At 71.2% G+C, this 19,837-nt stretch carries 20 protein-coding genes; 11 read left to right on the top strand and 9 right to left on the bottom strand.

The window, feature by feature from the left end:
• Window positions 1-544: 544 nt before the first annotated feature.
• Window positions 545-850, bottom strand: coding sequence for a hypothetical protein (locus ACWXWW_RS17300; RefSeq protein ID WP_324014432.1), 306 nt, complete (start codon window positions 848-850; stop codon window positions 545-547).
• Window positions 851-1,048: 198 nt separating this feature from the next.
• Between ACWXWW_RS17300 and ACWXWW_RS17295 the strand changes: the two genes are divergently transcribed.
• Both ACWXWW_RS17295 and ACWXWW_RS17290 read left to right on the top strand, forming a co-directional pair.
• Window positions 1,049-1,645: a TetR/AcrR family transcriptional regulator gene (locus ACWXWW_RS17295; RefSeq protein WP_006898685.1), complete on the top strand. Its 597-nt coding sequence runs from the start codon at window positions 1,049-1,051 to the stop codon at window positions 1,643-1,645.
• On the top strand, window positions 1,642-2,226 hold the full coding sequence (locus tag ACWXWW_RS17290; RefSeq protein WP_016697626.1) for a hypothetical protein: 585 nt from the start codon (window positions 1,642-1,644) through the stop codon (window positions 2,224-2,226). The genes ACWXWW_RS17295 and ACWXWW_RS17290 overlap by 4 nt, the downstream gene beginning before the upstream one ends.
• A 36-nt stretch (window positions 2,227-2,262) precedes the next feature.
• Here ACWXWW_RS17290 and ychF read toward each other — a convergent pair whose 3' ends face one another.
• A complete protein-coding gene (ychF, locus tag ACWXWW_RS17285; RefSeq protein ID WP_455971192.1) occupies window positions 2,263-3,336 on the bottom strand; it encodes a redox-regulated ATPase YchF in 1,074 nt (357 codons plus the stop codon).
• Between the two features lie 111 nt (window positions 3,337-3,447).
• On the opposite strand from ychF, the gene ACWXWW_RS17280 reads away from it, so the two are divergent.
• Window positions 3,448-4,524, top strand: a complete 1,077-nt coding sequence (locus ACWXWW_RS17280; RefSeq protein ID WP_455971190.1) for an FUSC family protein — start codon at window positions 3,448-3,450, stop codon at window positions 4,522-4,524.
• Here the strand turns inward: ACWXWW_RS17280 and ACWXWW_RS17275 are convergent.
• The 3 genes from ACWXWW_RS17275 to ACWXWW_RS17265 are packed head-to-tail and all read right to left on the bottom strand — an operon-like array spanning window position 4,514 to window position 7,871.
• Window positions 4,514-6,406, bottom strand: coding sequence for a YhgE/Pip family protein (locus ACWXWW_RS17275; RefSeq protein WP_455971188.1), 1,893 nt, complete (start codon window positions 6,404-6,406; stop codon window positions 4,514-4,516). The two genes, ACWXWW_RS17280 and ACWXWW_RS17275, sit on opposite strands and share 11 nt — an antisense overlap.
• A complete protein-coding gene (locus ACWXWW_RS17270; RefSeq protein ID WP_455971186.1) occupies window positions 6,403-7,254 on the bottom strand; it encodes a hypothetical protein in 852 nt (283 codons plus the stop codon). The genes ACWXWW_RS17275 and ACWXWW_RS17270 overlap by 4 nt, the downstream gene beginning before the upstream one ends.
• Window positions 7,251-7,871, bottom strand: a complete 621-nt coding sequence (locus tag ACWXWW_RS17265; protein WP_282979565.1) for a TetR/AcrR family transcriptional regulator — start codon at window positions 7,869-7,871, stop codon at window positions 7,251-7,253. Before ACWXWW_RS17265 ends, ACWXWW_RS17270 begins: the two co-directional genes overlap by 4 nt.
• A gap of 104 nt (window positions 7,872-7,975) precedes the next feature.
• Between ACWXWW_RS17265 and ACWXWW_RS17260 the strand changes: the two genes are divergently transcribed.
• Window positions 7,976-8,560, top strand: a complete 585-nt coding sequence (locus tag ACWXWW_RS17260) for a 3'-5' exonuclease (protein ID WP_271173756.1) — start codon at window positions 7,976-7,978, stop codon at window positions 8,558-8,560.
• 30 nt (window positions 8,561-8,590) lie between these two features.
• On the opposite strand, the gene ACWXWW_RS17255 is transcribed toward ACWXWW_RS17260, so the two are convergent.
• Entirely contained in the window at window positions 8,591-8,812 is a 222-nt protein-coding gene (locus tag ACWXWW_RS17255) for a UDP-N-acetylmuramyl pentapeptide phosphotransferase (protein WP_271173757.1), read from the bottom strand.
• Between the two features lie 120 nt (window positions 8,813-8,932).
• A complete protein-coding gene (gene glpX / locus ACWXWW_RS17250) occupies window positions 8,933-9,937 on the bottom strand; it encodes a class II fructose-bisphosphatase (protein WP_271173758.1) in 1,005 nt (334 codons plus the stop codon).
• 179 nt (window positions 9,938-10,116) lie between these two features.
• Between glpX and fbaA the strand changes: the two genes are divergently transcribed.
• The gene (fbaA, locus tag ACWXWW_RS17245) at window positions 10,117-11,145 is read left to right on the top strand and encodes a class II fructose-bisphosphate aldolase (protein ID WP_282979568.1); all 1,029 of its coding nucleotides are present in this window, start codon (window positions 10,117-10,119) and stop codon (window positions 11,143-11,145) included.
• 59 nt (window positions 11,146-11,204) lie between these two features.
• On the opposite strand, the gene ACWXWW_RS17240 is transcribed toward fbaA, so the two are convergent.
• Entirely contained in the window at window positions 11,205-11,747 is a 543-nt protein-coding gene (locus ACWXWW_RS17240; protein WP_455971184.1) for a DUF6264 family protein, read from the bottom strand.
• Window positions 11,744-12,805 carry a 4-hydroxy-3-methylbut-2-enyl diphosphate reductase gene (locus ACWXWW_RS17235; RefSeq protein WP_455971182.1) on the bottom strand — a complete coding sequence of 354 codons (1,062 nt, stop codon included), beginning with the start codon at window positions 12,803-12,805 and terminating at the stop codon, window positions 11,744-11,746. The genes ACWXWW_RS17240 and ACWXWW_RS17235 overlap by 4 nt, the downstream gene beginning before the upstream one ends.
• Before the next feature lie 72 nt (window positions 12,806-12,877).
• Between ACWXWW_RS17235 and xseA the strand changes: the two genes are divergently transcribed.
• From xseA to ACWXWW_RS17205, 6 genes are all read left to right on the top strand, one after another.
• Entirely contained in the window at window positions 12,878-14,170 is a 1,293-nt protein-coding gene (gene xseA / locus ACWXWW_RS17230; protein WP_455971181.1) for an exodeoxyribonuclease VII large subunit, read from the top strand.
• 12 nt (window positions 14,171-14,182) lie between these two features.
• Window positions 14,183-14,407, top strand: a complete 225-nt coding sequence (locus tag ACWXWW_RS17225; RefSeq protein ID WP_271173763.1) for an exodeoxyribonuclease VII small subunit — start codon at window positions 14,183-14,185, stop codon at window positions 14,405-14,407.
• A complete protein-coding gene (locus ACWXWW_RS17220; protein WP_455971178.1) occupies window positions 14,407-15,054 on the top strand; it encodes a DUF4245 family protein in 648 nt (215 codons plus the stop codon). The genes ACWXWW_RS17225 and ACWXWW_RS17220 overlap by 1 nt, the downstream gene beginning before the upstream one ends.
• A complete protein-coding gene (locus ACWXWW_RS17215) occupies window positions 15,051-15,701 on the top strand; it encodes a carbonic anhydrase (RefSeq protein ID WP_271173765.1) in 651 nt (216 codons plus the stop codon). Before ACWXWW_RS17220 ends, ACWXWW_RS17215 begins: the two co-directional genes overlap by 4 nt.
• A 19-nt stretch (window positions 15,702-15,720) precedes the next feature.
• Window positions 15,721-17,115, top strand: coding sequence for a class II fumarate hydratase (locus tag ACWXWW_RS17210; RefSeq protein ID WP_271173766.1), 1,395 nt, complete (start codon window positions 15,721-15,723; stop codon window positions 17,113-17,115).
• A gap of 197 nt (window positions 17,116-17,312) precedes the next feature.
• Complete coding sequence (locus ACWXWW_RS17205; protein ID WP_455971176.1) at window positions 17,313-19,721, top strand: PhoX family protein; 2,409 nt, start codon at window positions 17,313-17,315, stop codon at window positions 19,719-19,721.
• Window positions 19,722-19,837 lie beyond the last annotated feature (116 nt).

The following is a 19,837-nucleotide window of genomic DNA, read 5'->3' as shown; positions in this document are numbered from 1 at the left end:
ACGACAAGACCGCCCGGTCATACGCGGCAGGACTCTGCCTCTCCGCCGCTCTGCAATGGATTTAGCAACACGTCCTAGGCGTGAACAGGCCTGGGGCCTGGCCCGAGCCTTTCGCGAAGACGTCGCGGATCTGGTCGAGGAGGCCCGTGAACGTCGCGGGGTTCGATCGCCGCGATCCGCGGATCGGGCGCTGGTCGATGATCACGGCGTCGGGTTCCACTCGGGGAAGGTTGCCCATGACACGGACTGGTGGTCGAGGATCGAGCCGGCACTGTCCGCGGCGATCGGCGAGCCGAACAGGTACCCGACCGCCTCGCGTGATTCCCGCACTCTCGGAGAGCGGACGGGGAAGGCCAGCGACCCGGAAGGCGCCTACCGTCGAGGCGTCCGACTGCTCCTCGACGGCATCGCGCAATCGATTCGGAACCGGGACTGAGTCACGACGGACGACCCAGAGGTCAGACGTTGCCGGAACTCGACCGAATCCCGGTACAGACCAACCTCTGGCAGACGGGCGCAGCGAACCGCTTCAACCTCTTGGTTGTCAGGCGCGCCAGAGCACCGCGTCTTCCACTCCATCCGTGGCGAGCAGCGCTGGGAGGTCGGGCACCCGCAATGGGCGATGTATCGGCAGATGGTCCACCACCGAGTCCCAGCTCGGGCTCCCTTCGGGGATCTCGAGGAAGTCACCGTTCATGAGTTCGACGATGATCTGCAGATAGGACTCGGCAACGGTGAGACCGCCGACCGTCACGCCCGGTTCGCGTGCCAGCACAACAGACCGGACGTCCGACCACGGCGTGAGGATTCCGAACGTCACGATGCCCTCGGCGATGATCCTGTACTCCATCCGGAGACCGTCCCTCCGCTCGTTTTCGCCCACTCGACAGTACGACGTGAAATCCTCACCCCGCGACGGCCTATGGGCTGGAGGTGGGCCGCCCCTTGCTCACAAATTGAATCTCCACTCCACCGAGTTCCGGCACGGACGAACATCTGGCACACCTGCCTCGCAATCCGATACACTCGTATCGATTAGGAGGTGCCAGTGAGCCGAGGTGTGGGGCGGGACCACGAGACAGTGCGCGGCGCTATCGCTGCCGCAGCGTGCGTACTGGTGGCGGAGGAAGGTGCCGGCGCGTTGACGGTGCGACGAGTTGCTGCCGCTGCTGGGGTCTCGCCCGGCCGGGTTCAGCACTACTTCCCCGACCGCACTGCTCTGATGCTCGCGGCCTTCGACTCGGTACAGCACGCCGTTGCCGCAGAGGTGGCCACGGCCGTCGGGGAAGCCGCCGCGCCGGAACAGGTGTTGACCGCCGTCCTGCGCGCGATGATTCCCACCGACGACACAGCGATGCGACGACTGCGGGTGGTGGCGCAGTTCGAGTCGCTGGCGCTCACGGAGGACATCCTGGCGACGAGGATCCGCGAGGGGCACGCCGAACTTCTCGCCTTCCTCGAACGCCTCCTGGAATCCAGCAGGATCCGCCTCGACTCGAACAACACCGAAGGCACTCTTCAGGGACTCCTTGCTACGGCCGAAGGGCTCAGCGGGCAGGTTCTCCTCGGCCAGTCCTCGCCCGATCGGGCGCTCGCGCTGCTGCAGACATCCATCGACGACATGTTTCGAGGAGTCGCATCGTGACCACGCAATCATCAACGACGCTGAGGCCCCTCCGGTGGGGAGCCGGCCTCATCCGGGGGAGATTCGAGGTGCACCGGAACGGACATCACTACGTCGTCGACTCCGGGTACCTCGATCTCGATGAGCGCATCTCCCTGTACCGCGACGGTCGCCTCGTCGACACAACGCGACGCAAGGCCTCCTTCGCCATCGAAGACGGCGCGCACATCGAGGCAGCTGTCGCAAAGCTCGGGATGAAGTACGTACGCATCCGCGAGGCGAAGGCACGGGAGACCCAGCCGCTGACCCCTGCTGCGGGCACCGCCGAGGCTTGGCGAGCGAACCTCGACCGCCAGCACCCCGCAACCAGTCGAGCAGTCGGAATCGTCGCCACCCTCATCGTCGTGGGGGTGCTTCTGCTCGAGCTTCCTCAGCTGATCAACCTCGTCGGTCTGCTGACGTCGTACGTCGGGCTCCCAGTATTCGAGATCCCGGCGATCCGCCTCGCGGGTTGGCAGAACCTCCTCGTCATCATCGCCGGAGGCCTCGCGGCGATCGAACGAGGGCTGAGCATGAGATACAACCCACTCTTGGACGACTGAACCCCCGCTGGTCAACGCGATAGGCAGCCAATCGCCTCACACATTGAAGCGGAACTCCACCACGTCGCCGTCCTGCATGACGTAGTCCTTGCCCTCGATCCGCACGCGGCCCTTCGCCTTGGCCTCGTTCATCGACCCGGCCTCGTCGAGGTCGGCGAACGAGACGATCTCGGCCTTGATGAAGCCGCGCTCGAAGTCGGTGTGGATGACCCCGGCGGCCTGCGGTGCCGTCCACCCCTTGCGGATGGTCCACGCGCGCGCCTCCTTGGGCCCCGCGGTGAGGTAGGTCTGCAGCCCGAGCGTCTCGAAGCCGACGCGCGCGAGCTGGTCGAGCCCCGACTCCTCCTGGCCGAGCGACTGGAGCAGCTCGAGCGCCTCGGCCGGCTCGAGGTCGATGAGCTCCGACTCGACCTTCGCGTCGAGGAACACGGCTTTGGCGGGCGCGACGAGCGCCGCGAGCTCCGCCATCCGCGCGGCGTCGGTGAGGACGCCCTCGTCGACGTTGAACACGAACAGCGTCGGCTTGGCCGTCAGCAGGCCGAGCTCCTTGATCGGCGCGACGTCGAAGCCGGCCTGGAACAGCGTCTTGCCCGTGTCGAGCACGGCCTTCGCCTCGAGGGCCGCGGCGTGCACGGCCGGGTCGGTCTTCTTCCCCTTGACCTCCTTCTCGAGACGCGGCAGCGCCTTCTCGAGGGTCTGGAGGTCGGCGAGGATGAGCTCGGTGTTGATCGTCTCCATGTCGCTCGCCGGATCGACCTTGCCGTCGACATGCACGACATCCGTGTCGGCGAACCCGCGCACGACCTGCGCGATCGCGTCGGCCTCGCGGATGTTCGCGAGGAACTGATTGCCGAGGCCCTCGCCCTCGCTCGCCCCGCGCACGATGCCGGCGATGTCGACGAACGACACCGGCGCCGGGAGGATCCGCTGCGAGCCGAAGATCTCGGCGAGACGATCCAGGCGCGCGTCCGGCAGCTCCACGACGCCGACGTTCGGCTCGATCGTCGCGAACGGGTAGTTCGCCGCGAGCACCGTGTTCTTGGTCAGGGCGTTGAAGAGGGTGGACTTGCCGACGTTGGGCAGGCCGACGATTCCGATAGTGAGAGCCACGGGCATCCATCCTACGGCGCGGCGCCTGCGAGGCCGCCCCGCGGATAGACGACGACCCCGGGCGCTGTCCACCCGTTCCGCAAGCGCATGGCGACCGGTACCGTCTCGATCATGACGTGGCGCTCGCGGTGGGAGGCGCTCAAGCGCCGCAGCCAGGAGCTCGAGGGGCCGGGGCGCGGCCTCCTCGCCGCCAAGACGGCGGTGGCGTGCGGTCTCGCGTGGTACCTCGCACCCTGGGTGCCCTTCGCCGAGAACGAGTACTCCTACTACGCTCCCCTGGGCGCGCTGGTGAGCATGTATCCCACACTGATGCGCTCGGTGCGCACGGGCCTGCAGACGCTCGCGGGCGTCGGCATCGGCATCGCGCTCGGCGCCGCGGGGCTCGCTCTCGTGCACGCGGGCGGTCCGGCCGTGGTCGCCCTCGGCGGCGTGGTCGGCGTCGGCGTCCTCGCCGGAGCCACGCGCTTCCTCGGGGCGGGCGGCGACTGGGTCGCGATGGCCGGGATGTTCGTCCTGCTCCTCGGCGGGGCCGACGCCGACCAGTTCTCGATCTCGTACATCGTCACGCTCGCGTTCGGCGTCGTCGTCGGCGTCGCGGTCAACCTCGCGATCGTGCCGCCGCTGCACCTCGGGTATGCCAGCCGGCGCCTCTCACAGCTGAGGGATGCCGCGGCAGGGTCGCTTCGCGATCTCGCGGACCTCCTCGAGCGCGGCACAGGGCCCCGCGAGGAGATCGACACGATCGTGAGCGGGCTCCGTCGCACCGCCTCCGCGGTCGCGGCCGACGTGCTCGATGCCGACGAGAGCGCCCGGGGCAACCCGCGCTCGCGCGGCCACCGTGAGGAGCGCGCCGTCAACGACCGGCGGCGCAGGGCTCTCGAGCACACGGTGTTCTCGATCCGCGACCTCAGCGACGCGCTCTTCCGCTCGGGTGGCGAGGACGACGGCGAGCCCACGGTCGACCGCACGGCGCATGAGCCGCTCGTCACGGCGATCCGCGCGTGCGCCGACCTCGTCGCGGCGCCCCTCGAGTCCGAGGACGCCGACGATCTCGTGTCCGCTGCCGAGGACGCGGTCGCCGGCTACCTCTCGACCGTGCGCGACTCCGGGGCTCCGAGTCCCGAGGCCGCGACGGTCGGGTTCTGCCTCCAGCGCATCCTCGAGAGCGCCCGGCCGATCACCCGATGAGGGATGGCCGGAGGTCGCGCAGCGTGCGGCGTCGCGTCATCCGGAAGGTCACGACGAAGGCCGCGAGCAGAGCGCCGACGAGCCACAGCCCGAGGAATCCCGCGTCCGCCCAGGCGCGCGCGTAGTCCCCTCCGTACATGAGCTGTCGGATGCCGTCGACCGCATGGCTCATCGGCAGCGCCTCGTGCAGCGTCCGAAGCGGCGTCGGCAGCGTCTGATACGGGAACGTCCCGCCCGCCGTGACGAGCTGGAGCACCATGAGCACGAGCCCGAGGAACTGCCCGACGCTCCCCAGCAGCACGTTCAGCGTGAGGATGATCGCCGCGAAGGTCGCGGAGGTGAGGGCCATGAACCCGAGCATCGGCCAGGGCTGCGCCACGGCGTACCCGAGGGCGAACGCGACGACGCAGAACACGACGGCCATCTGCAGGATGCCGAGCGCCGCAGGCGTCGTCCATGCCGCGAGCGTGATGGGCAGGGGTCGCCGCAGCGCCGTGACCGCGCGCTTCGAGTAGGGCTTGACGATGAGGAACAGCGCGTAGATCCCGATCCATGCCGCGAGGCTGATGAAGAAGGGCGCCATTCCCGCACCGTACGACGACGCCTCCGTGATTGCATTCGACGACACGTGCACCGGGTCGGCGATCATCGCGGCGGCTGTCTTCCGCTCGTCCTCTGACTGGTCGGGGATCTGCGTGACGGCGTCGGCGAGTCCGTCACGCAGCTGCACGGCGCCGTCGTCGATCTTGACGAGGCCGTCCGCGAGCGACGACGCGCCGTCGGCGAGCTGCCGCACTCCGGTCGACAGGTCCGACGCGCCGGACTGGGCGCTCGAGATCCCGTCGACCAGCGCGGGCATCCCGTCCGCGAGCTTCTGCGTGCCCTCGGCGACCTGCGCGCTGCCGTCGGCGAGCGCCTGGATGCTGCCGGCGGCATCCTGCACCTGCGCGTTCGCGCTCTCGAGATCCGTCCGCACGGGCGAGACGATTCCGAGCACCGTCTGGATCTGCGTCTCGTCGAGGCCGGCCTCCTGCAGGCGGCCCCGGATGTCCTCCTCCGTCGGGAGGTTCGCCACCGCGTCGCCGATGCGCTGCGCGACCGGTTGAACCGTCGCGGAGAGCTGCGCGTTGCCCGCTGCGACCTGGTGCGCGCCGTCGTTGAGCTGGCGCGTCTGGTCGGGCAGGGCCGCGGTCGAGTCGCGCAGCGTCGTCAGGCCATCCGTGAGCCGCGAGGCGCCGTCGGCCGCCGTACCGGCGCCATCCGCGAGCGTCGCCGATCCCGTCCGCGCCTCGCCCGTCCCGCCCGCGAGCTCCCGCGCGCCGTCTGCGGCGTCGACGAGGCCCGATCGCACGGTGGCGAGCCCGTCGAGCAGCTTCTGCGCGGCCTCCCGGCCGACCTCCTGCGTGAGGCTCGAGCGCACCTTCTCGCCGACCTGATCCGCGATCGTGCCCGCGAGGTAGCTGTTGGAGTCGTTCGTCGTGACCTCCACGACGGCCTGCTCGGGGTCATCCCCCGCCGCCGAGGTGAGCGCTCGCGAGAAGTCCGGCCCGAACGTCACGATGAAGTCGTACTCCCCCGAGCGGATTCCGTCTGCGGCCTCCTGCGACGTCGTGACGTGCCAGTCCATCTCGGCGTCCTCGACGAGCTGGTCGCGCACCTGGTCGCCGTAGTTGACGGTCTCGCCGTCCTGCGTGGCCCCTTCGTCTGCGACGACGAGCGCGACCGGCACCTGATCGAGGTTCCCGTACGGGTCGTCGTTGCCCCAGAGATAGAGACCGGCGTAGAGCACGGGCACGAGCATGAGCGCCGCGAGCGCGAGCTTCGCCATTGGCGTGGCCGTGAGGCGCTTGAGCTCGGTGCGCACGAGGGTGAGGAAGGTCATCGTTCGGTCTCCTCCGCGTCGGGTCGCGACGCGATCGGTTCGGGGCAGACGGATGCGGCGGCGGATGGCCCCGCGTCCGCGATGTCGGATGGCGCGGTGTCGGATGGCGCGGACGGAGGCGGAGTCTCCCGCTCGCCCTCGACGGGGACGTCGGTCTCGGAACGCAGGACGGTGACGGGCGGCGCGACCGGCAGCGGCGCGGTCTCGGCCGCAACCGGCTCGCGGACGACGTCGTGGACCTGGGCGTGCGCGTCGCGCTCGAGCGCCATGAGCGCCCCGACGGCCTCGACCGATGCGCCGCCGGCGAGCACGATCACGAGGAGCCCGCGGTCTGCCCACGACCGCGCGACCTCGTACCATCCGCGTGGGTCGCCGCCGTGGCGGTCGGGCGAGACGATGACGAGCGCCTCGACTCCGCGGCGACGCGCCGCCGTCTCGGTGAGGACGCGCACCCTCACCTCGGCGGGGAGCTCGCCCATGGCGGTGTCGCGGTAGGCGACGAGCCCCTCGTCGGCGAGCATCCGGCGCGCTGCGCGACGCGTGCCGCGCACCCCCGAGAACGCGAGTTCCTCGCGGAGCACGGTGTGCAGCGCGAGATCGTCGACGGGGGCGCTCACGTCAGGCGCGTCGACGATCGCGACCGCGCGCCGCAGCGCTCGCGCGTCGGCTGCGCCGTCGAGAGCGACCTCGCCCGAGTCGGGCGACATCCGGCCGCCGAGGATGAGCGACAGCACGCTCGGCCGCTGTCCGCCCTCGACGGGGACGACGGCGACCTCGCCCGAGCGGGCGTGGACCGTCGTCTCCGGCAGCACGCTGCCCTTCGAGATGCCCCGCGCCGAGATCCTCATGCCGCGCCCACCGCCATCGCGACGGCCGCGGCGTCGCGCCAGGACAGCCCGGCGACGCCGAGTGCCGTGACCACGACGAGGTGCCGCGCCTCGGCGTCGCCGAGCCCGCGCCGCACGACCTCGTCGAGCACCGCGAGCGCGGAGTCCTCGATGAGCCGTGCCACGATCGCCGGGTCCGCGTCGGAGCGGAAGGAGCCCGACGCGGCACCGCGCGCGACCGCGTCGCGGAGGGACGCGCGGATGGGCTCCAGCCCGCGCGCGGCCGCTCGCTCGAGCGGTCCGCGCACGATCACGCGCGCGACGAGCTTGACGTCCGAGACCTCCTGCCACAGCGCCATCCCGATCCGAGCGACGTGCGCGGCCGGGTCGGGGTCGCCGACGTCGGCGAGTGCCGAGGCGATGCGCGCGGTGCCCCGCTCGACGAGCTCGCCGAGGAGCGCGTCCCGCGAGGGGAAGTGGCCGTAGAGGGCGCGCCGACTCAGACCCGCCTCGGCGGCGACGGCGTCGATCGATGCCTCGGGATCGCGTCGGAGCAGGCGCGCGGCGGCCTCGAGCAGGGCTTCCCTGTTCTCGAGCGCGTCGCGGCGACGGCCACGGGGCGGTGCGGTCTCGTCCATGACCTCCACGGTAGTAATCTGCACAACGGTGTGCAAGTTATTTCGGAGTACTCACAGGCGCGCCGCGGTCCGCGCTCCCAGGAACGGTCGGAGAGACTGGACGGATGCCCCTCGACTTCACCGCGATCGACTTCGAGACCGCGAACTCCCGCCCGGAGTCCGCATGCCAGGTCGGTCTCGCTCGCGTGAGGGGCGGCGAGATCGCCGCTCGCGCCTCGTGGCTGATCCGGCCACCTGCGGGCTTCGACGAGTTCTTCGCCTTCAACTCGACGATCCACGGCATCCACGCCGACGACGTGGTCGGGGCACCCGAATGGGCCGAGCAGTTCGACGATCTGCGCGGCTTCGCGGGTGACGACATCCTCGTCGCGCACAGCGCGAGCTTCGACATGGGCGTGCTCGGTCGCGCGTCGGCGGCCACGGGTGTCGCCTGCCCGCCCTGGCGCTCGCTGTGCAGCCTCCAGCTCGCACGGAAGACGTACGATCTCCCGTCCTACAAGCTGCCGAGCGCGGCGGCCGCGGCCGGCTTCACCGGCTTCGCGCACCACGACGCGGGCGCCGACGCCCTGGCATCCGCGCACATCGTCATCGACGCGGCGCGCCGATTCGGCGTGGACGATATCGAGGCGCTCGCACAGTCGGCGGGCATCGCCATCGCGACGCTGCTCGTCGCCGAGCCGGTGGGCTGAGCCACCCACCCGCCGGGCGATTGGCCGGAGTCAGCCGGGCAGGAAGCTCAGCAGGGCGACGACCGCCGCCGAGGTGACCACGAACGCGCCGATGTGCCACCAGGGGCTCGCCTCCTGGTCCGGCGCGCGGCGAACGCGGAAGAGGACATCGGGGCGACGCGCCGGGTCCTTCGCGGCGGCGACGACTGCCTGCGCGCCCGTCCGGACGTCGGGTTCCCGCACGGTCTGCTGAACGGTCTCGTGCACTGCCATGATCTCGGTCCACCCCTCCCGTGACGCGCTGAGTCCTCCTGCGCCACCTCCATTGTCGCCGAAGTCGGCTGAGAGGCGGTCACAGACACATCACGAACGCGGCGGACCGCGCTCAGGGGATCAGAACCACTTCGACTCGAGGTGGTCCGACGAGATGCGGCGGAGCGTGCCCGAGTGCCCGCGGAGCACGACGCTCTCGGTGTAGACGTAGCCGTCCTTGCGGCGCACGCCCTCGACGAGCGCGCCGTCGGTCACACCCGTCGCGACGAAGATCGTGTTGCTCCCGGCGACGAGGTCATCCGCCTCGTAGACGTGGTCCATCTTCAGGCCCGCGTCGATGCCCTTCTGCGCCTCGTCGTCGTCGCGCGGCCAGAGGCGGCCCTGGATGTGCCCGCCGAGGGCCTTGATCGCGCACGCCGTGACGATGCCCTCCGGGCTGCCGCCGATCCCGACGCACATGTCGGTGCGCGCATCGTGGCGGGCCGCGTTGATGCCGCCCGCGACGTCGCCGTCGCTCATGAGGCGCGTTCCCGCACCCGTCGCGCGGATGTCCTCGATGAGCTGCTCGTGGCGCGGACGGTTGAGCACCGACACGACCATCTCCTCGACGGGCTTGTCGAGGGCCTTCGCGAGGAGGCGGATGTTCTCGGCGATCGGCAGGCGGATGTCCACGACGCCGACGCCCGCGGGGCCGGTGACGAGCTTGTCCATGTAGAAGACGCTCGACGCGTCGAGCATCGTGCCGCGGTCGGAGAGCGCGATCACGGAGAGCGCGTTGTTGCGCCCGGCCGCCGTCAGCGAGGTGCCGTCGATCGGGTCGACCGCGATGTCGTACGAGCGACCGCGCCCCGTGCCCACGTGCTCGCCGTTGAAGAGCATGGGCGCGTTGTCCTTCTCGCCCTCGCCGATCACGATGACGCCGTCGAAGTCGACGGTCGCGAGGAACGCGCGCATCGCGTCGACCGCCGCGCCGTCGGCGGCCTCCTTCGCGCCGCGGCCGATGAACGGGACCGAGCGGATCGCCGCGGCCTCCGTCGCGCGCACGAGCTCGAGCGCGATGTTGCGGTCGGGGTGGAGCGGGATGAGGTCGTCGGCGCTCGTGATCTCGTGCGTGTCGGCAGTCATGCTGAGAGAGTAGCGGCAGCGGATGGCGCAGATCGGGGTTCTTCGCGCGCTCCAGCTCGAAGGAACTGCGTTTCTTTCCGGATCGTGAGGATCGCGCGCGATTGCCGCCGTCCTCGGAGCAGATCCGGCCTTCGCTAGGCTGAGACTGCACTCACCTCGCCATTCGAAGGAGCACCGCAATGCCCGTCGCCACCCCGGATCAGTATGCAGAGATGTTCGACCGCGCGAAGGCGGGCGGCTTCGCCTACCCCGCGTTCAACGTGTCGAGCTCGCAGACGATCAACGCCGTGCTCCAGGGCCTGACCGAGGCCGGTTCCGACGGCATCCTCCAGGTCACGACCGGCGGAGCCGACTACTTCGCCGGGCACACCGTCAAGGGCCGCGCGACCGGCGCGATCGCCATGGCGCAGTACGTCCGCGAGGTCGCCAAGAACTACCCCATCACGGTCGGCGTGCACACCGACCACTGCCCGAAGGACGCTCTCCCCGGCTTCGTGCTCCCGCTCCTGGAGTACTCGGAGGAGCTCGTGAAGAACGGCGGCGAGCCGCTCTTCAACTCGCACATGTGGGACGGCTCGGCCGTGCCGCTCGACGAGAACATCCAGATCGCGGCGGACCTCCTCCCCCGCATGAAGAACATCAACGCGATCCTCGAGATCGAGGTCGGCGTCGTCGGCGGCGAGGAGGACGGCGTCGCGCACGAGGGCTCGAACGAGGCGCTCTACACGACGGTCGCGGATGTCACGAAGGCCGTCGAGGCGCTCGGCCTCGGCGAGCAGGGCCGCTACATCGCCGCCCTGACCTTCGGCAACGTGCACGGCGTCTACAAGCCGGGCGGCGTCAAGCTCCGCCCCGAGCTCCTCGGCGAGATCCAGGAGGGCATCCAGGCGCGCTTCGGCACGGGCGAGAAGCCGCTCGACCTCGTCTTCCACGGCGGCAGCGGCTCGACCGACGAGGAGATCGCGCTCGCGGTCGCGAACGGCGTCGTCAAGATGAACATCGACACCGACACGCAGTACGCGTTCACGCGCTCGATCGCGGGCTACATGTTCTCGAACTACGACGGCGTCCTGAAGGTCGACGGCGAGGTCGGCAACAAGAAGCAGTACGACCCGCGCGCGTGGGGCAAGGTCGCCGAGTCGGCGATGGCCGCGCGCGTCGTGGAGTCGACCCGCCAGCTCGGCTCGTTCGGCAAGTCGCAGAGCTGACAGCGCTTCCAGACGACGAAGCCCGGCGCCGTGCGGCGCCGGGCTTCGTCGTCTCGGAGCTAGGAGCCGAAGGACTCCTGCATCCGCAGCACGGCATCCCCGACGGCGGGATCGCTCACGAGGGGGATCACGACGACGATGCTCGCGAGCAGGTTGAAGACGACAGCGCCGGCGATCGGCACCCAGAAGGTGAGGCGCCCGCGCCGTGCGACGCGCCATGACAGGAGCGCGGTCGCCATCCATCCGAGCGTCAGCACGATCACGGCCGCCACGCCCCAGATCCGCATGCCGGCCGGGTCGGCGAGCTCGACGTCGAGTCCCATCGTCTCGAGCAGGCGCGTGGTGTCGAGCACGAGCGGAATCGACTGGATCACGCTGAAGATCCCGTAGACGAGCATCGCGACCGTCGCCGCGCGGTCGATCAGGCGCCCGCCAGACAGGCGCGGCGCGGCATCGGCAGAAGGGGTCGGGACGGGGGCCGCGGGGACCGGCGCGCGGGTCTCGGGAGCGGACGGGAGCCCCATGCGCGCGCGCTGCTCCTCGGGCGTGGCGTACTGCCCGAACCGCGGCTGCGGCCGCGCGTCGTCGCGGGGCTCGGTCATGCGCGGCCTCGGCCTCCCACGGCGCGGGCGTCGCGGCGACCCGACGGATCCTGGCGGAGCTCCTTGGGCAGCGAGAACATGAGGTCCTCCTCCGCCGTGCGCACCTCCTCGACATCGCGGTAGCCGGCGCTCGCGAGCGCGTCGAGCACCTCCTGGACGAGCACCTCGGGCACGGAGGCGCCGCTCGTCACGCCCACGGTCTCGACGCCGTCGAGCCACTCCTGCCGGACCTCGCTCGCGTAGTCGACCCGGTAGGCGGCCTTCGCGCCGTGCTGGAGGGCGACCTCGACGAGGCGCACGCTGTTCGACGAGTTCGCCGAGCCGACGACGATCACGAGATCGGCTCCGGCCGCGACCTTCTTGATCGCGACCTGGCGGTTCTGCGTCGCGTAGCAGATGTCGTCGGACGGCGGGTTGTGCAGCTCGGGGAAGCGCGCGCGCAGGCGGTTCACCGTCTCCATCGTCTCGTCCACCGAGAGCGTGGTCTGCGAGAGCCACACGAGCTTCGACGGATCCTCGACCTCGATCGTGTCGGCCTCGTCGGGCGAGTTCACGATCGTGACGTTCTCGGGCGCCTCTCCCGCGGTGCCCTCGACCTCCTCGTGGCCCTCGTGGCCCACGAGCAGGATGTGGAAGTCGTCGCGGGCGAAGCGCACGGCCTCGCGGTGCACCTTGGTGACAAGCGGGCACGTGGCGTCGATGGCCTGGAGGCCCCGGTCCGACGCGGCGCTCACGACGGCGGGCGAGACCCCGTGCGCGCTGAACACGACGTGCGCGCCCTCGGGCACCTCGTCGACCTCCTCGACGAAGACGGCGCCCTTCGCCTCGAGCTCGCGCACGACGTGGATGTTGTGCACGATCTGCTTGCGCACGTACACGGGCGACCCGTAGCGCTCGAGCGCTTTCTCGACCGTGATCACGGCGCGGTCGACGCCCGCGCAGTAGCCCCGCGGCGCCGCGAGCAGCACCCGCTTGCGTCCGGGCACCGGGTTATCCTGAAGGCGCACGCTCCTGCCCGGCACGCGGGGCACGGGCACATGGATGGCGGTCGAGCTCATGCTCCGATCCTACGTGCGCCCCCTGGGGACAGGCAGGGTGCCGCCGTCCGAGGAGTGCGCCGCGAGGAGATCATGACGACGTTCCAGCCGGAGCCCGCCGAGGGCGAGCAGCCCCCCGCCGATTCCGTCGCCCCGCGCGACTCGAAGCCGGATGCGCCGACCTCGATCGCGCGCCTGAATCAGACGATCAAGGGCTTCATCGACCGCTGGGGTGCCGTGTGGGTCGAGGGCGAGATCACCTCGTGGAACGTGCGCGGCGGCGCCGTGTTCGGCCGCCTGAAGGACCTCCGATCGGATGCGCAGATCTCGATCCGGATGTGGTCCAGCGTCCGCGCGCGCACCCCGGCCGATCTGAAGGTCGGCGACCACGTGATCGCGTGCGTCAAGGCCGATTACTACCCGAAGGGCGGCGACCTCTCCTTCCAGGTCACCTCGATGCGCCACGTGGGCCTCGGCGAGCAGCTCGAGCGTCTCGAGAGGCTCGGCGCGCAGCTGCGCGCCGAGGGGCTCTTCGACCCCGCCCGGAAGAAGCCGCTCCCCTTCCTGCCCCACGGCATCGGGCTGATCACGGGAGAGCGCTCGGATGCCGAGAAGGACGTCCTGCGCAACGCCGAGCTGCGGTGGCCGCACGTCGGCATCCGCACGATCCACGCCGCCGTGCAGGGCGAGCGCAGCGTGCCCGAGATCCTCCAGGCGCTCAGCGCGCTCGATGCGGATCCGCACATCGACGTCATCATCATCGCCCGCGGCGGCGGCGATCCGCAGACCCTCCTCGGGTTCAGCGACGAGCGCCTCGTCCGCGCGGTCGCGGCCGCGCGGACCCCGGTCGTGAGCGCGATCGGCCACGAGAACGACCATCCGCTGCTCGACGACGTCGCCGACCTGCGCGCCTCGACGCCCACCGACGCCGCGAAGCGCGTCGTCCCCGACGTCGGCGAGCAGCGGGCGCTGGTCGCGCAGCTGCGGTCGCGTCTCGCGACACGGCTGCAGCATCGCCTCCAGCACGACATCGCGCAGCTCGAGCACATCCGCTCGCGCCCCGTCCTGCGCGCGCCCGAGCGCCTCGTCGAGACGCGCGAGCAGGACGTCTTCCTCCTCGTGGCGCGAGGGCGCGACATCGCCCAGCGGCGCATCCACGACGGCGAGCGCCGCACCGCGGAGCTGCGGGCGTCGCTGCGCGCCCTCTCGCCGCAGTCGACGCTCGCACGGGGCTACGCGATCGCGCAGGCCGAGGACGGCGCCATCCTCCGGTCCGCGCAGGACGCGCCCCGCGGCGCGCGGCTCGCGCTCACCCTCGAGCACGGCGCCGTGTCGGCGACCTCGGGCGGACCGCTCGACGCGGGCACCGCGCCCGCCTCCTCGTAGGATGGAACCGCTATGACCGAACAGGCTCCCCCCGCCGACGTCGCGTCCCTCTCGTTCGAACAGGCGCGGGACGAGCTCGTCCGCGTCGTGTCCGAGCTCGAGCAGGGCGCGCCCACCCTCGAGCAGTCCCTCGCGCTCTGGGAACGCGGCGAGGCGCTCGCGGCACGCTGCGAGGAGTGGCTGCTCGGGGCGAAGCGCCGTCTCGAGGCCGCGCGCGCCGCGGGGGGCGAGGCCTGATGGCGCGCGAGCCGCGCATCGCCGCACACCTCGGCCGCCCCGAGACGCCCGACGAGATCGCCGCGCGGAAGGCCGAGAGCTCGCGCATCTACCGCGGCAGCCAGACGTTCCGCAACCTCATCGTCGCACTCGTCGTCTCGCTCGCCGTCGTGGCCGTCATCGTGTGGGGCGTGCCGCGCGGCGAGGCCCCGGAGCCTGCGCCCATCAACGTGGCGGCGATCGCCGCCGATGCCGAGGAGACGACGGGCCACGACGCGATCGTCCCCGACGCCCCGGACGACTGGCGCGTGAACTCGGCACGGCTCGAGAACGGCGACGTCACGACGTGGAGCATCGCGTACGTTCCGACCGAGACCGGCTTCCTCCGACTGAGCCAGGGCTTCGACGCCGACGAGACCTGGGCCGCGCGGGTCCTGGGCGGGGCGGCGCCGACCGATGCCGTCACGATCGACGGCGTCCGCTGGGACGTGTACGAGATCTCCGACCCCGAGGCGAACGCCAACGTGTCGTACGCGCTGGGCACCCAGGCCGGCGCCGACCACGTCCTCGTGTACGGATCCTCCGAGCCGGAGGTCGCCGCCGATCTCGCCGCGCTCGTGGCCGACCAGATCGACGCACTCGCGACCGCAGAAGGGACACCCGAATGAGCGAGAACCTCACCCCCGCCGAGGCGTGGGAGAAGATGCAGGCCGGCAACTCCCGGTTCGTGGCGGGCACGCCCGCGCACCCCCACCAGGATGTCCGCCGTCGCCACGAGCTCGCGGCGGGGCAGACGCCCCTCGCCACCCTCTTCGGATGCTCCGACTCGCGGCTGGCGGCCGAGATCATCTTCGACCTGGGCCTCGGCGACCTGTTCGTCGTGCGCAACGCCGGCCAGGTCCCCGGAGAGTCGATCGTCGGCTCCCTCGAGTACGCCGTCGAGGTGCTCGGCGTGCCGCTCCTCGTCGTGCTCGGGCACGACTCGTGCGGCGCGGTCCGCGCCGCGATCGACAGCACGGGGCCGGACGCGCCCGTTCTGCCCCCGCACATCTGGCGTCAGATCTCGCCGATCGTGCCCGCGGTGCACGCGGCGCTGCGCGAGTCGGACGGCGCGACCCCCGCGACCGTCGATGCCGAGCTCGTCGGCCGCCTGCACGTGCGCGACACGATCGACTGGATCCTGCAGTCGTCCGAGCTGATCTCCCGCGCCGTCGCGGAGGGCCGTCTCGGCATCGTGGGAGCCAACTACCGACTGGCCGAGGGCACCGCGGTGCCCCACGTCACCATGGGCGTCGCGACCGACGCGGCCGCCTGAACCCGGAGGGAACAAGGAAGTGACCGAGATCGAGTACCGCATCGAGCACGACACCATGGGCGAGGTGCGCGTCCCCGCGACCGCCCTCTACCGCGCGCAGACGCAGCGCGCCGTGGAGAACTTCCCCATCTCGGGCAAGGGCCTGGAGTCGCGCCAGATCGCCGCGCTCGCGCGCATCAAGAAGGCGGCGGCCCTCGCCAACAAGGAGCTCGGGACGCTCGACGGCGCGATCGCCGACGCCATCGCGGCCGCGGCCGACGAGGTCGCCACCGGCGCCCACGACGACCAGTTCCCCGTCGACACCTACCAGACCGGGTCGGGCACGTCGTCGAACATGAACATGAACGAGGTCCTGTCGACGCTCGCGTCCGACCGCCTCGGCTCGCCCGTGCACCCCAACGACCACGTCAACGCCTCGCAGTCGTCGAACGACGTCTTCCCGACGTCGGTGCACGTCGCCGTCACCGAGGCGCTCATCACCGACCTCGTGCCCGCGCTCGACCACCTCGCGAAGGCCTTCGAGGAGAAGGCCGAGGCGTGGAAGTCGGTCGTCAAGTCCGGCCGCACGCACCTCATGGACGCGACGCCCGTGACGCTCGGCCAGGAGTTCGGCGGATACGCCCGCCAGATGCGGCTCGGCATCGAGCGCGTCGAGGCGTCGCTCCCCCGCGTCGCGGAGGTCCCGCTGGGCGGCACCGCGGTCGGCACCGGCATCAACACGCCGCTCGGCTTCCCGCAGAAGGTCATCGCGCTGCTCGCGGCCGAGACCGGCCTGCCCATCACCGAGGCGAAGGACCACTTCGAGGCGCAGGCGAACCGCGACGGGCTCGTCGAGGCCTCGGGCGCGCTCCGCACGATCGCCGTCTCGCTCACGAAGATCAACAACGACCTGCGCTGGATGGGCTCGGGGCCGAACACCGGGCTCGGCGAGCTCCACATCCCCGACCTCCAGCCCGGTTCGTCGATCATGCCCGGCAAGGTGAACCCCGTCGTGCCCGAGGCCACCCTCATGGTCTGCGCGCGCGTCATCGGCAACGACGCGACGATCGCGTGGGCCGGCGCGTCGGGCGCCTTCGAGCTCAACGTGGCGATCCCGGTCATGGGGACCGCGCTGCTCGAGTCGATCCGCCTCCTCGCCAACGCCTCGCGCGTGCTCGCCGACAAGACGATCGCGGGTCTCGAGGCGAACGTCGAGCGCGCAGCCGCCTTCGCGGGCATGTCGCCGTCGATCGTGACGCCGCTCAACAAGGTGATCGGCTACGAGGCGGCGGCGAAGATCGCCAAGCACTCCGTCGCGAAGGGCATCACGGTCCGCGAGGCCGTGATCGACCTCGGCTACGTCGAGCGCGGCGAGATCACGGAGGAGCAGCTCGACGAGAAGCTCGACCTGCTCTCGATGACGCACGCGGGCTGACGCGGAGCCCGCTCTCAGGGCCCGGGTGGACGATCGTCCGCCCGGGCCCTCTGCATGCGAGCCGTGCCCGGGGCGTCAGCCGGCGTTCGCCGCCGCTTCACCTGCCGGACACCCGGCATCGGTGAGGTGGTGGCGAGGGCTCTCCGGGGCCTGATCGACAAGGGATTCCCCCGCCCGCGAGAAGGAGACAGTCGAACATGGTCATCAACCTGGGCCGCACGCTGCCCATGGCGCAGCACGTCAAGGGCAAGCGAAGCGCCGTCACCTGCCACCTCAAGTGCGCCAACGCCTGCGCGAAGGGCGTGTGCAACACGTCCGGCAACGGCTACTTCCGCGACATCGTCGACGCCCAGCTCTCCCGCCGCGCTCTCCTCGGCCTCGGTGCGGCCGGCGCCGCCGCGATCGTGCTGGCGCCGTCGCTGGCCGGGCAGCGCGCCGCCGCGTCGACCGGCACCGCCTACGCCGCTGTGGGCGAGACCGGCGCCTTCGGCTTCGCCCCGATCGACCCCGTCGCGTACACGGTCGACAGCTTCGTCGTCCCGGAAGGATTCGACTGGACCCCCATCATCCGCTGGGGCGACCCGCTGTTCGCCGACAGCCCCGCCTTCGACGCCCTCAACCAGACGCCCGAGGCCCAGGCCCGGCAGTTCGGCTACAACGTCGATTACACCGACATCATCCGCACCTCGGCCACCACCGCCATCCTCTTCGTGAACCACGAGTACACGAACGAGAACGTGATGTTCCCCGCCGAGCAGCTCGAGGGCGACGTGGAGCGCGTGCGCCGCGTCGGACTCAAGGCGCACGGTCTCAGCGTCGTCGAGCTCACGCGCACGAGCGAGACCGCGCCGTGGACGCCCGTCGTGGGCGGAGCCCTCAACCGCCGCTTCCTCGACGACACTCCCTACGCGTTCACCGGGCCCGCCGCAGGCAGCGAGCTCCTGCGCACGGTCGCCGATCCGGAGGGCAGGACCGTCCTCGGCACCTTCGGCAACTGCTCGGGCGGCACGACCCCGTGGGGCACCATCCTCAGCGGCGAGGAGAACTTCGACGGCTACTTCCGCTCGGCCGGCCTCTCGGAGGCCGAGCAGCGCTACGGCCTCGCCGACGAGGAGACCGCGCGCGGCTGGGAGAACGTCGATCCGCGGTTCGACGCGCGCACCCCCGGCTATGAGAACGAGCCCAACCGGTTCGGCTGGATCGTCGAGATCGACCCGACCGACCCGTCCTCGACGCCGCGCAAGCACACGTCTCTCGGCCGCCTGAAGCACGAGGGCGCGAACGTGATCGTCGCCGCGAACGGCAGGGTCGTGGCGTACACGGGCGACGACGAGCGCTTCGACTACCTCTACAAGTTCGTCTCCCGCGACACGTACGTGGAGGGCGACCGCGCGCACAACATGACGCTGCTCGAGAACGGCGACCTCTTCGTCGCGCGCTTCTCGGGCGACTCGCCCGCGACCGAGATCGACGGCTCGGGCACGCTGCCCTCCGACGGCGGCTTCGGCGGCTCGGGCGAGTGGCTCCCCCTCGTCGTCGACGGCGCATCGGCCGTCGACGGGATGAGCGTCGAGGAGGTGCTCGTGCACACGCGCCTCGCGGCCGACCGCGCGGGCGCCACGAAGATGGACCGTCCCGAGGACGTCCAGCCGCATCCGACGAGCGGCCGTGTCTACGTCGCGTGCACGAACAACAGCGACCGCGGCACGGAGGGCAAGGCCGGACCCGACGAGGTCAACCCGCGCACCGAGAACCGCGACGGGCACATCATCGAGATCACCGAGGACGGCGGCGACCAGACCGCGCGCACCTTCGGCTGGACGCTGCTCCTCGTCGCGGGCGACCCCGCGCGCAACGACTCGGCGTACTTCTCCGGCTTCCCGGTCGACGAGGTCTCGCCCATCTCGTGCCCCGACAACCTCGCCTTCGACACGGCGGGCAACCTCTGGATCTCGACGGACGGCGCGCCCAGCACGATCGGGTTCAACGACGGCCTCTTCCGCGTCGGCCTCGAGGGCGACCAGCGCGGCCGGGTCGAGCAGTTCCTGTCGGTGCCGCGTGAGGCCGAGACCTGCGGCCCCGTCATCCACGACGACGAATGGCACGTGTTCGTGTCGGTGCAGCACCCGGGTGAGGACGGCTCGTTCGAGGAGCAGACCTCGACGTTCCCGGACAGCATGAAGCAGGCCCCGCTCTCGGGCGCCGGCGGCGGGACGTTCGCCGGCCCGCGCCCGACGGTCGTCCAGGTGATGCCCGTGGCCGCGCCGTCGCCGACGCCCACGCCGACGGCGGAGCCCACCGCGACGCCTGAGCCGACGCCCACCGCGACGTCGACTCCGACGCCCACGACGACGCCGAGCGCGAGCCCCACGGCGACCCCGACCCAGGCGCCCACCCAGGCTCCGTCGCAGACGCCGGTCCCGTCGCCGTCGCAGAGCGCCGCGCCGTCGCCGGGCCCCGACGCGCCGCTGTCGCCCACGGGCGGCGGCGTCGTGGGCGGCCTGCTCGCGGGCGCCGGCGCGCTCGCGACCGCGGGCCTGGCGTTCCTCGCCCGCCGCAAGCGCGAGGACGGGCAGCAGCCGTCCGAGACGACCGACGAGGTCTGACCGGTCACGCGAGAGGGCCGGGTGGGGGGGGGAACCCCCCCCCACCGGCCCCCTCCGCTTTCCGCAACCACGACCACCAAGAGCTAGGTCCTTCCCGCGGTGTGTTTCTCGCCCAA

This window comes from Microbacterium sp. KNMS, assembly GCF_053851835.1.
This window is presented reverse-complemented; position numbering and strand designations above follow the sequence as displayed.

What these genes read in the sequence shown, in the direction of transcription:
- ACWXWW_RS17255 (WP_271173757.1), bottom strand. Translation starts at nt 8,812, where the DNA reads ATGGCAGTGCACGAGACCGTTCAGCAGACCGTGCGGGAACCCGACGTC.
- ACWXWW_RS17240 (WP_455971184.1), bottom strand. Translation starts at nt 11,747, where the DNA reads ATGACCGAGCCCCGCGACGACGCGCGGCCGCAGCCGCGGTTCGGGCAG.
- ACWXWW_RS17220 (WP_455971178.1), top strand. Translation starts at nt 14,407, where the DNA reads ATGGCGCGCGAGCCGCGCATCGCCGCACACCTCGGCCGCCCCGAGACG.
- ACWXWW_RS17205 (WP_455971176.1), top strand. Translation starts at nt 17,313, where the DNA reads ATGGTCATCAACCTGGGCCGCACGCTGCCCATGGCGCAGCACGTCAAG.
- fbaA (WP_282979568.1), top strand. Translation starts at nt 10,117, where the DNA reads ATGCCCGTCGCCACCCCGGATCAGTATGCAGAGATGTTCGACCGCGCG.
- ACWXWW_RS17225 (WP_271173763.1), top strand. Translation starts at nt 14,183, where the DNA reads ATGACCGAACAGGCTCCCCCCGCCGACGTCGCGTCCCTCTCGTTCGAA.
- ACWXWW_RS17275 (WP_455971188.1), bottom strand. Translation starts at nt 6,406, where the DNA reads ATGACCTTCCTCACCCTCGTGCGCACCGAGCTCAAGCGCCTCACGGCC.
- ACWXWW_RS17235 (WP_455971182.1), bottom strand. Translation starts at nt 12,805, where the DNA reads ATGAGCTCGACCGCCATCCATGTGCCCGTGCCCCGCGTGCCGGGCAGG.
- xseA (WP_455971181.1), top strand. Translation starts at nt 12,878, where the DNA reads ATGACGACGTTCCAGCCGGAGCCCGCCGAGGGCGAGCAGCCCCCCGCC.
- ACWXWW_RS17270 (WP_455971186.1), bottom strand. Translation starts at nt 7,254, where the DNA reads ATGAGGATCTCGGCGCGGGGCATCTCGAAGGGCAGCGTGCTGCCGGAG.
- ACWXWW_RS17260 (WP_271173756.1), top strand. Translation starts at nt 7,976, where the DNA reads ATGCCCCTCGACTTCACCGCGATCGACTTCGAGACCGCGAACTCCCGC.
- ACWXWW_RS17280 (WP_455971190.1), top strand. Translation starts at nt 3,448, where the DNA reads ATGACGTGGCGCTCGCGGTGGGAGGCGCTCAAGCGCCGCAGCCAGGAG.
- ACWXWW_RS17300 (WP_324014432.1), bottom strand. Translation starts at nt 850, where the DNA reads ATGGAGTACAGGATCATCGCCGAGGGCATCGTGACGTTCGGAATCCTC.
- ACWXWW_RS17215 (WP_271173765.1), top strand. Translation starts at nt 15,051, where the DNA reads ATGAGCGAGAACCTCACCCCCGCCGAGGCGTGGGAGAAGATGCAGGCC.
- glpX (WP_271173758.1), bottom strand. Translation starts at nt 9,937, where the DNA reads ATGACTGCCGACACGCACGAGATCACGAGCGCCGACGACCTCATCCCG.
- ACWXWW_RS17265 (WP_282979565.1), bottom strand. Translation starts at nt 7,871, where the DNA reads ATGGACGAGACCGCACCGCCCCGTGGCCGTCGCCGCGACGCGCTCGAG.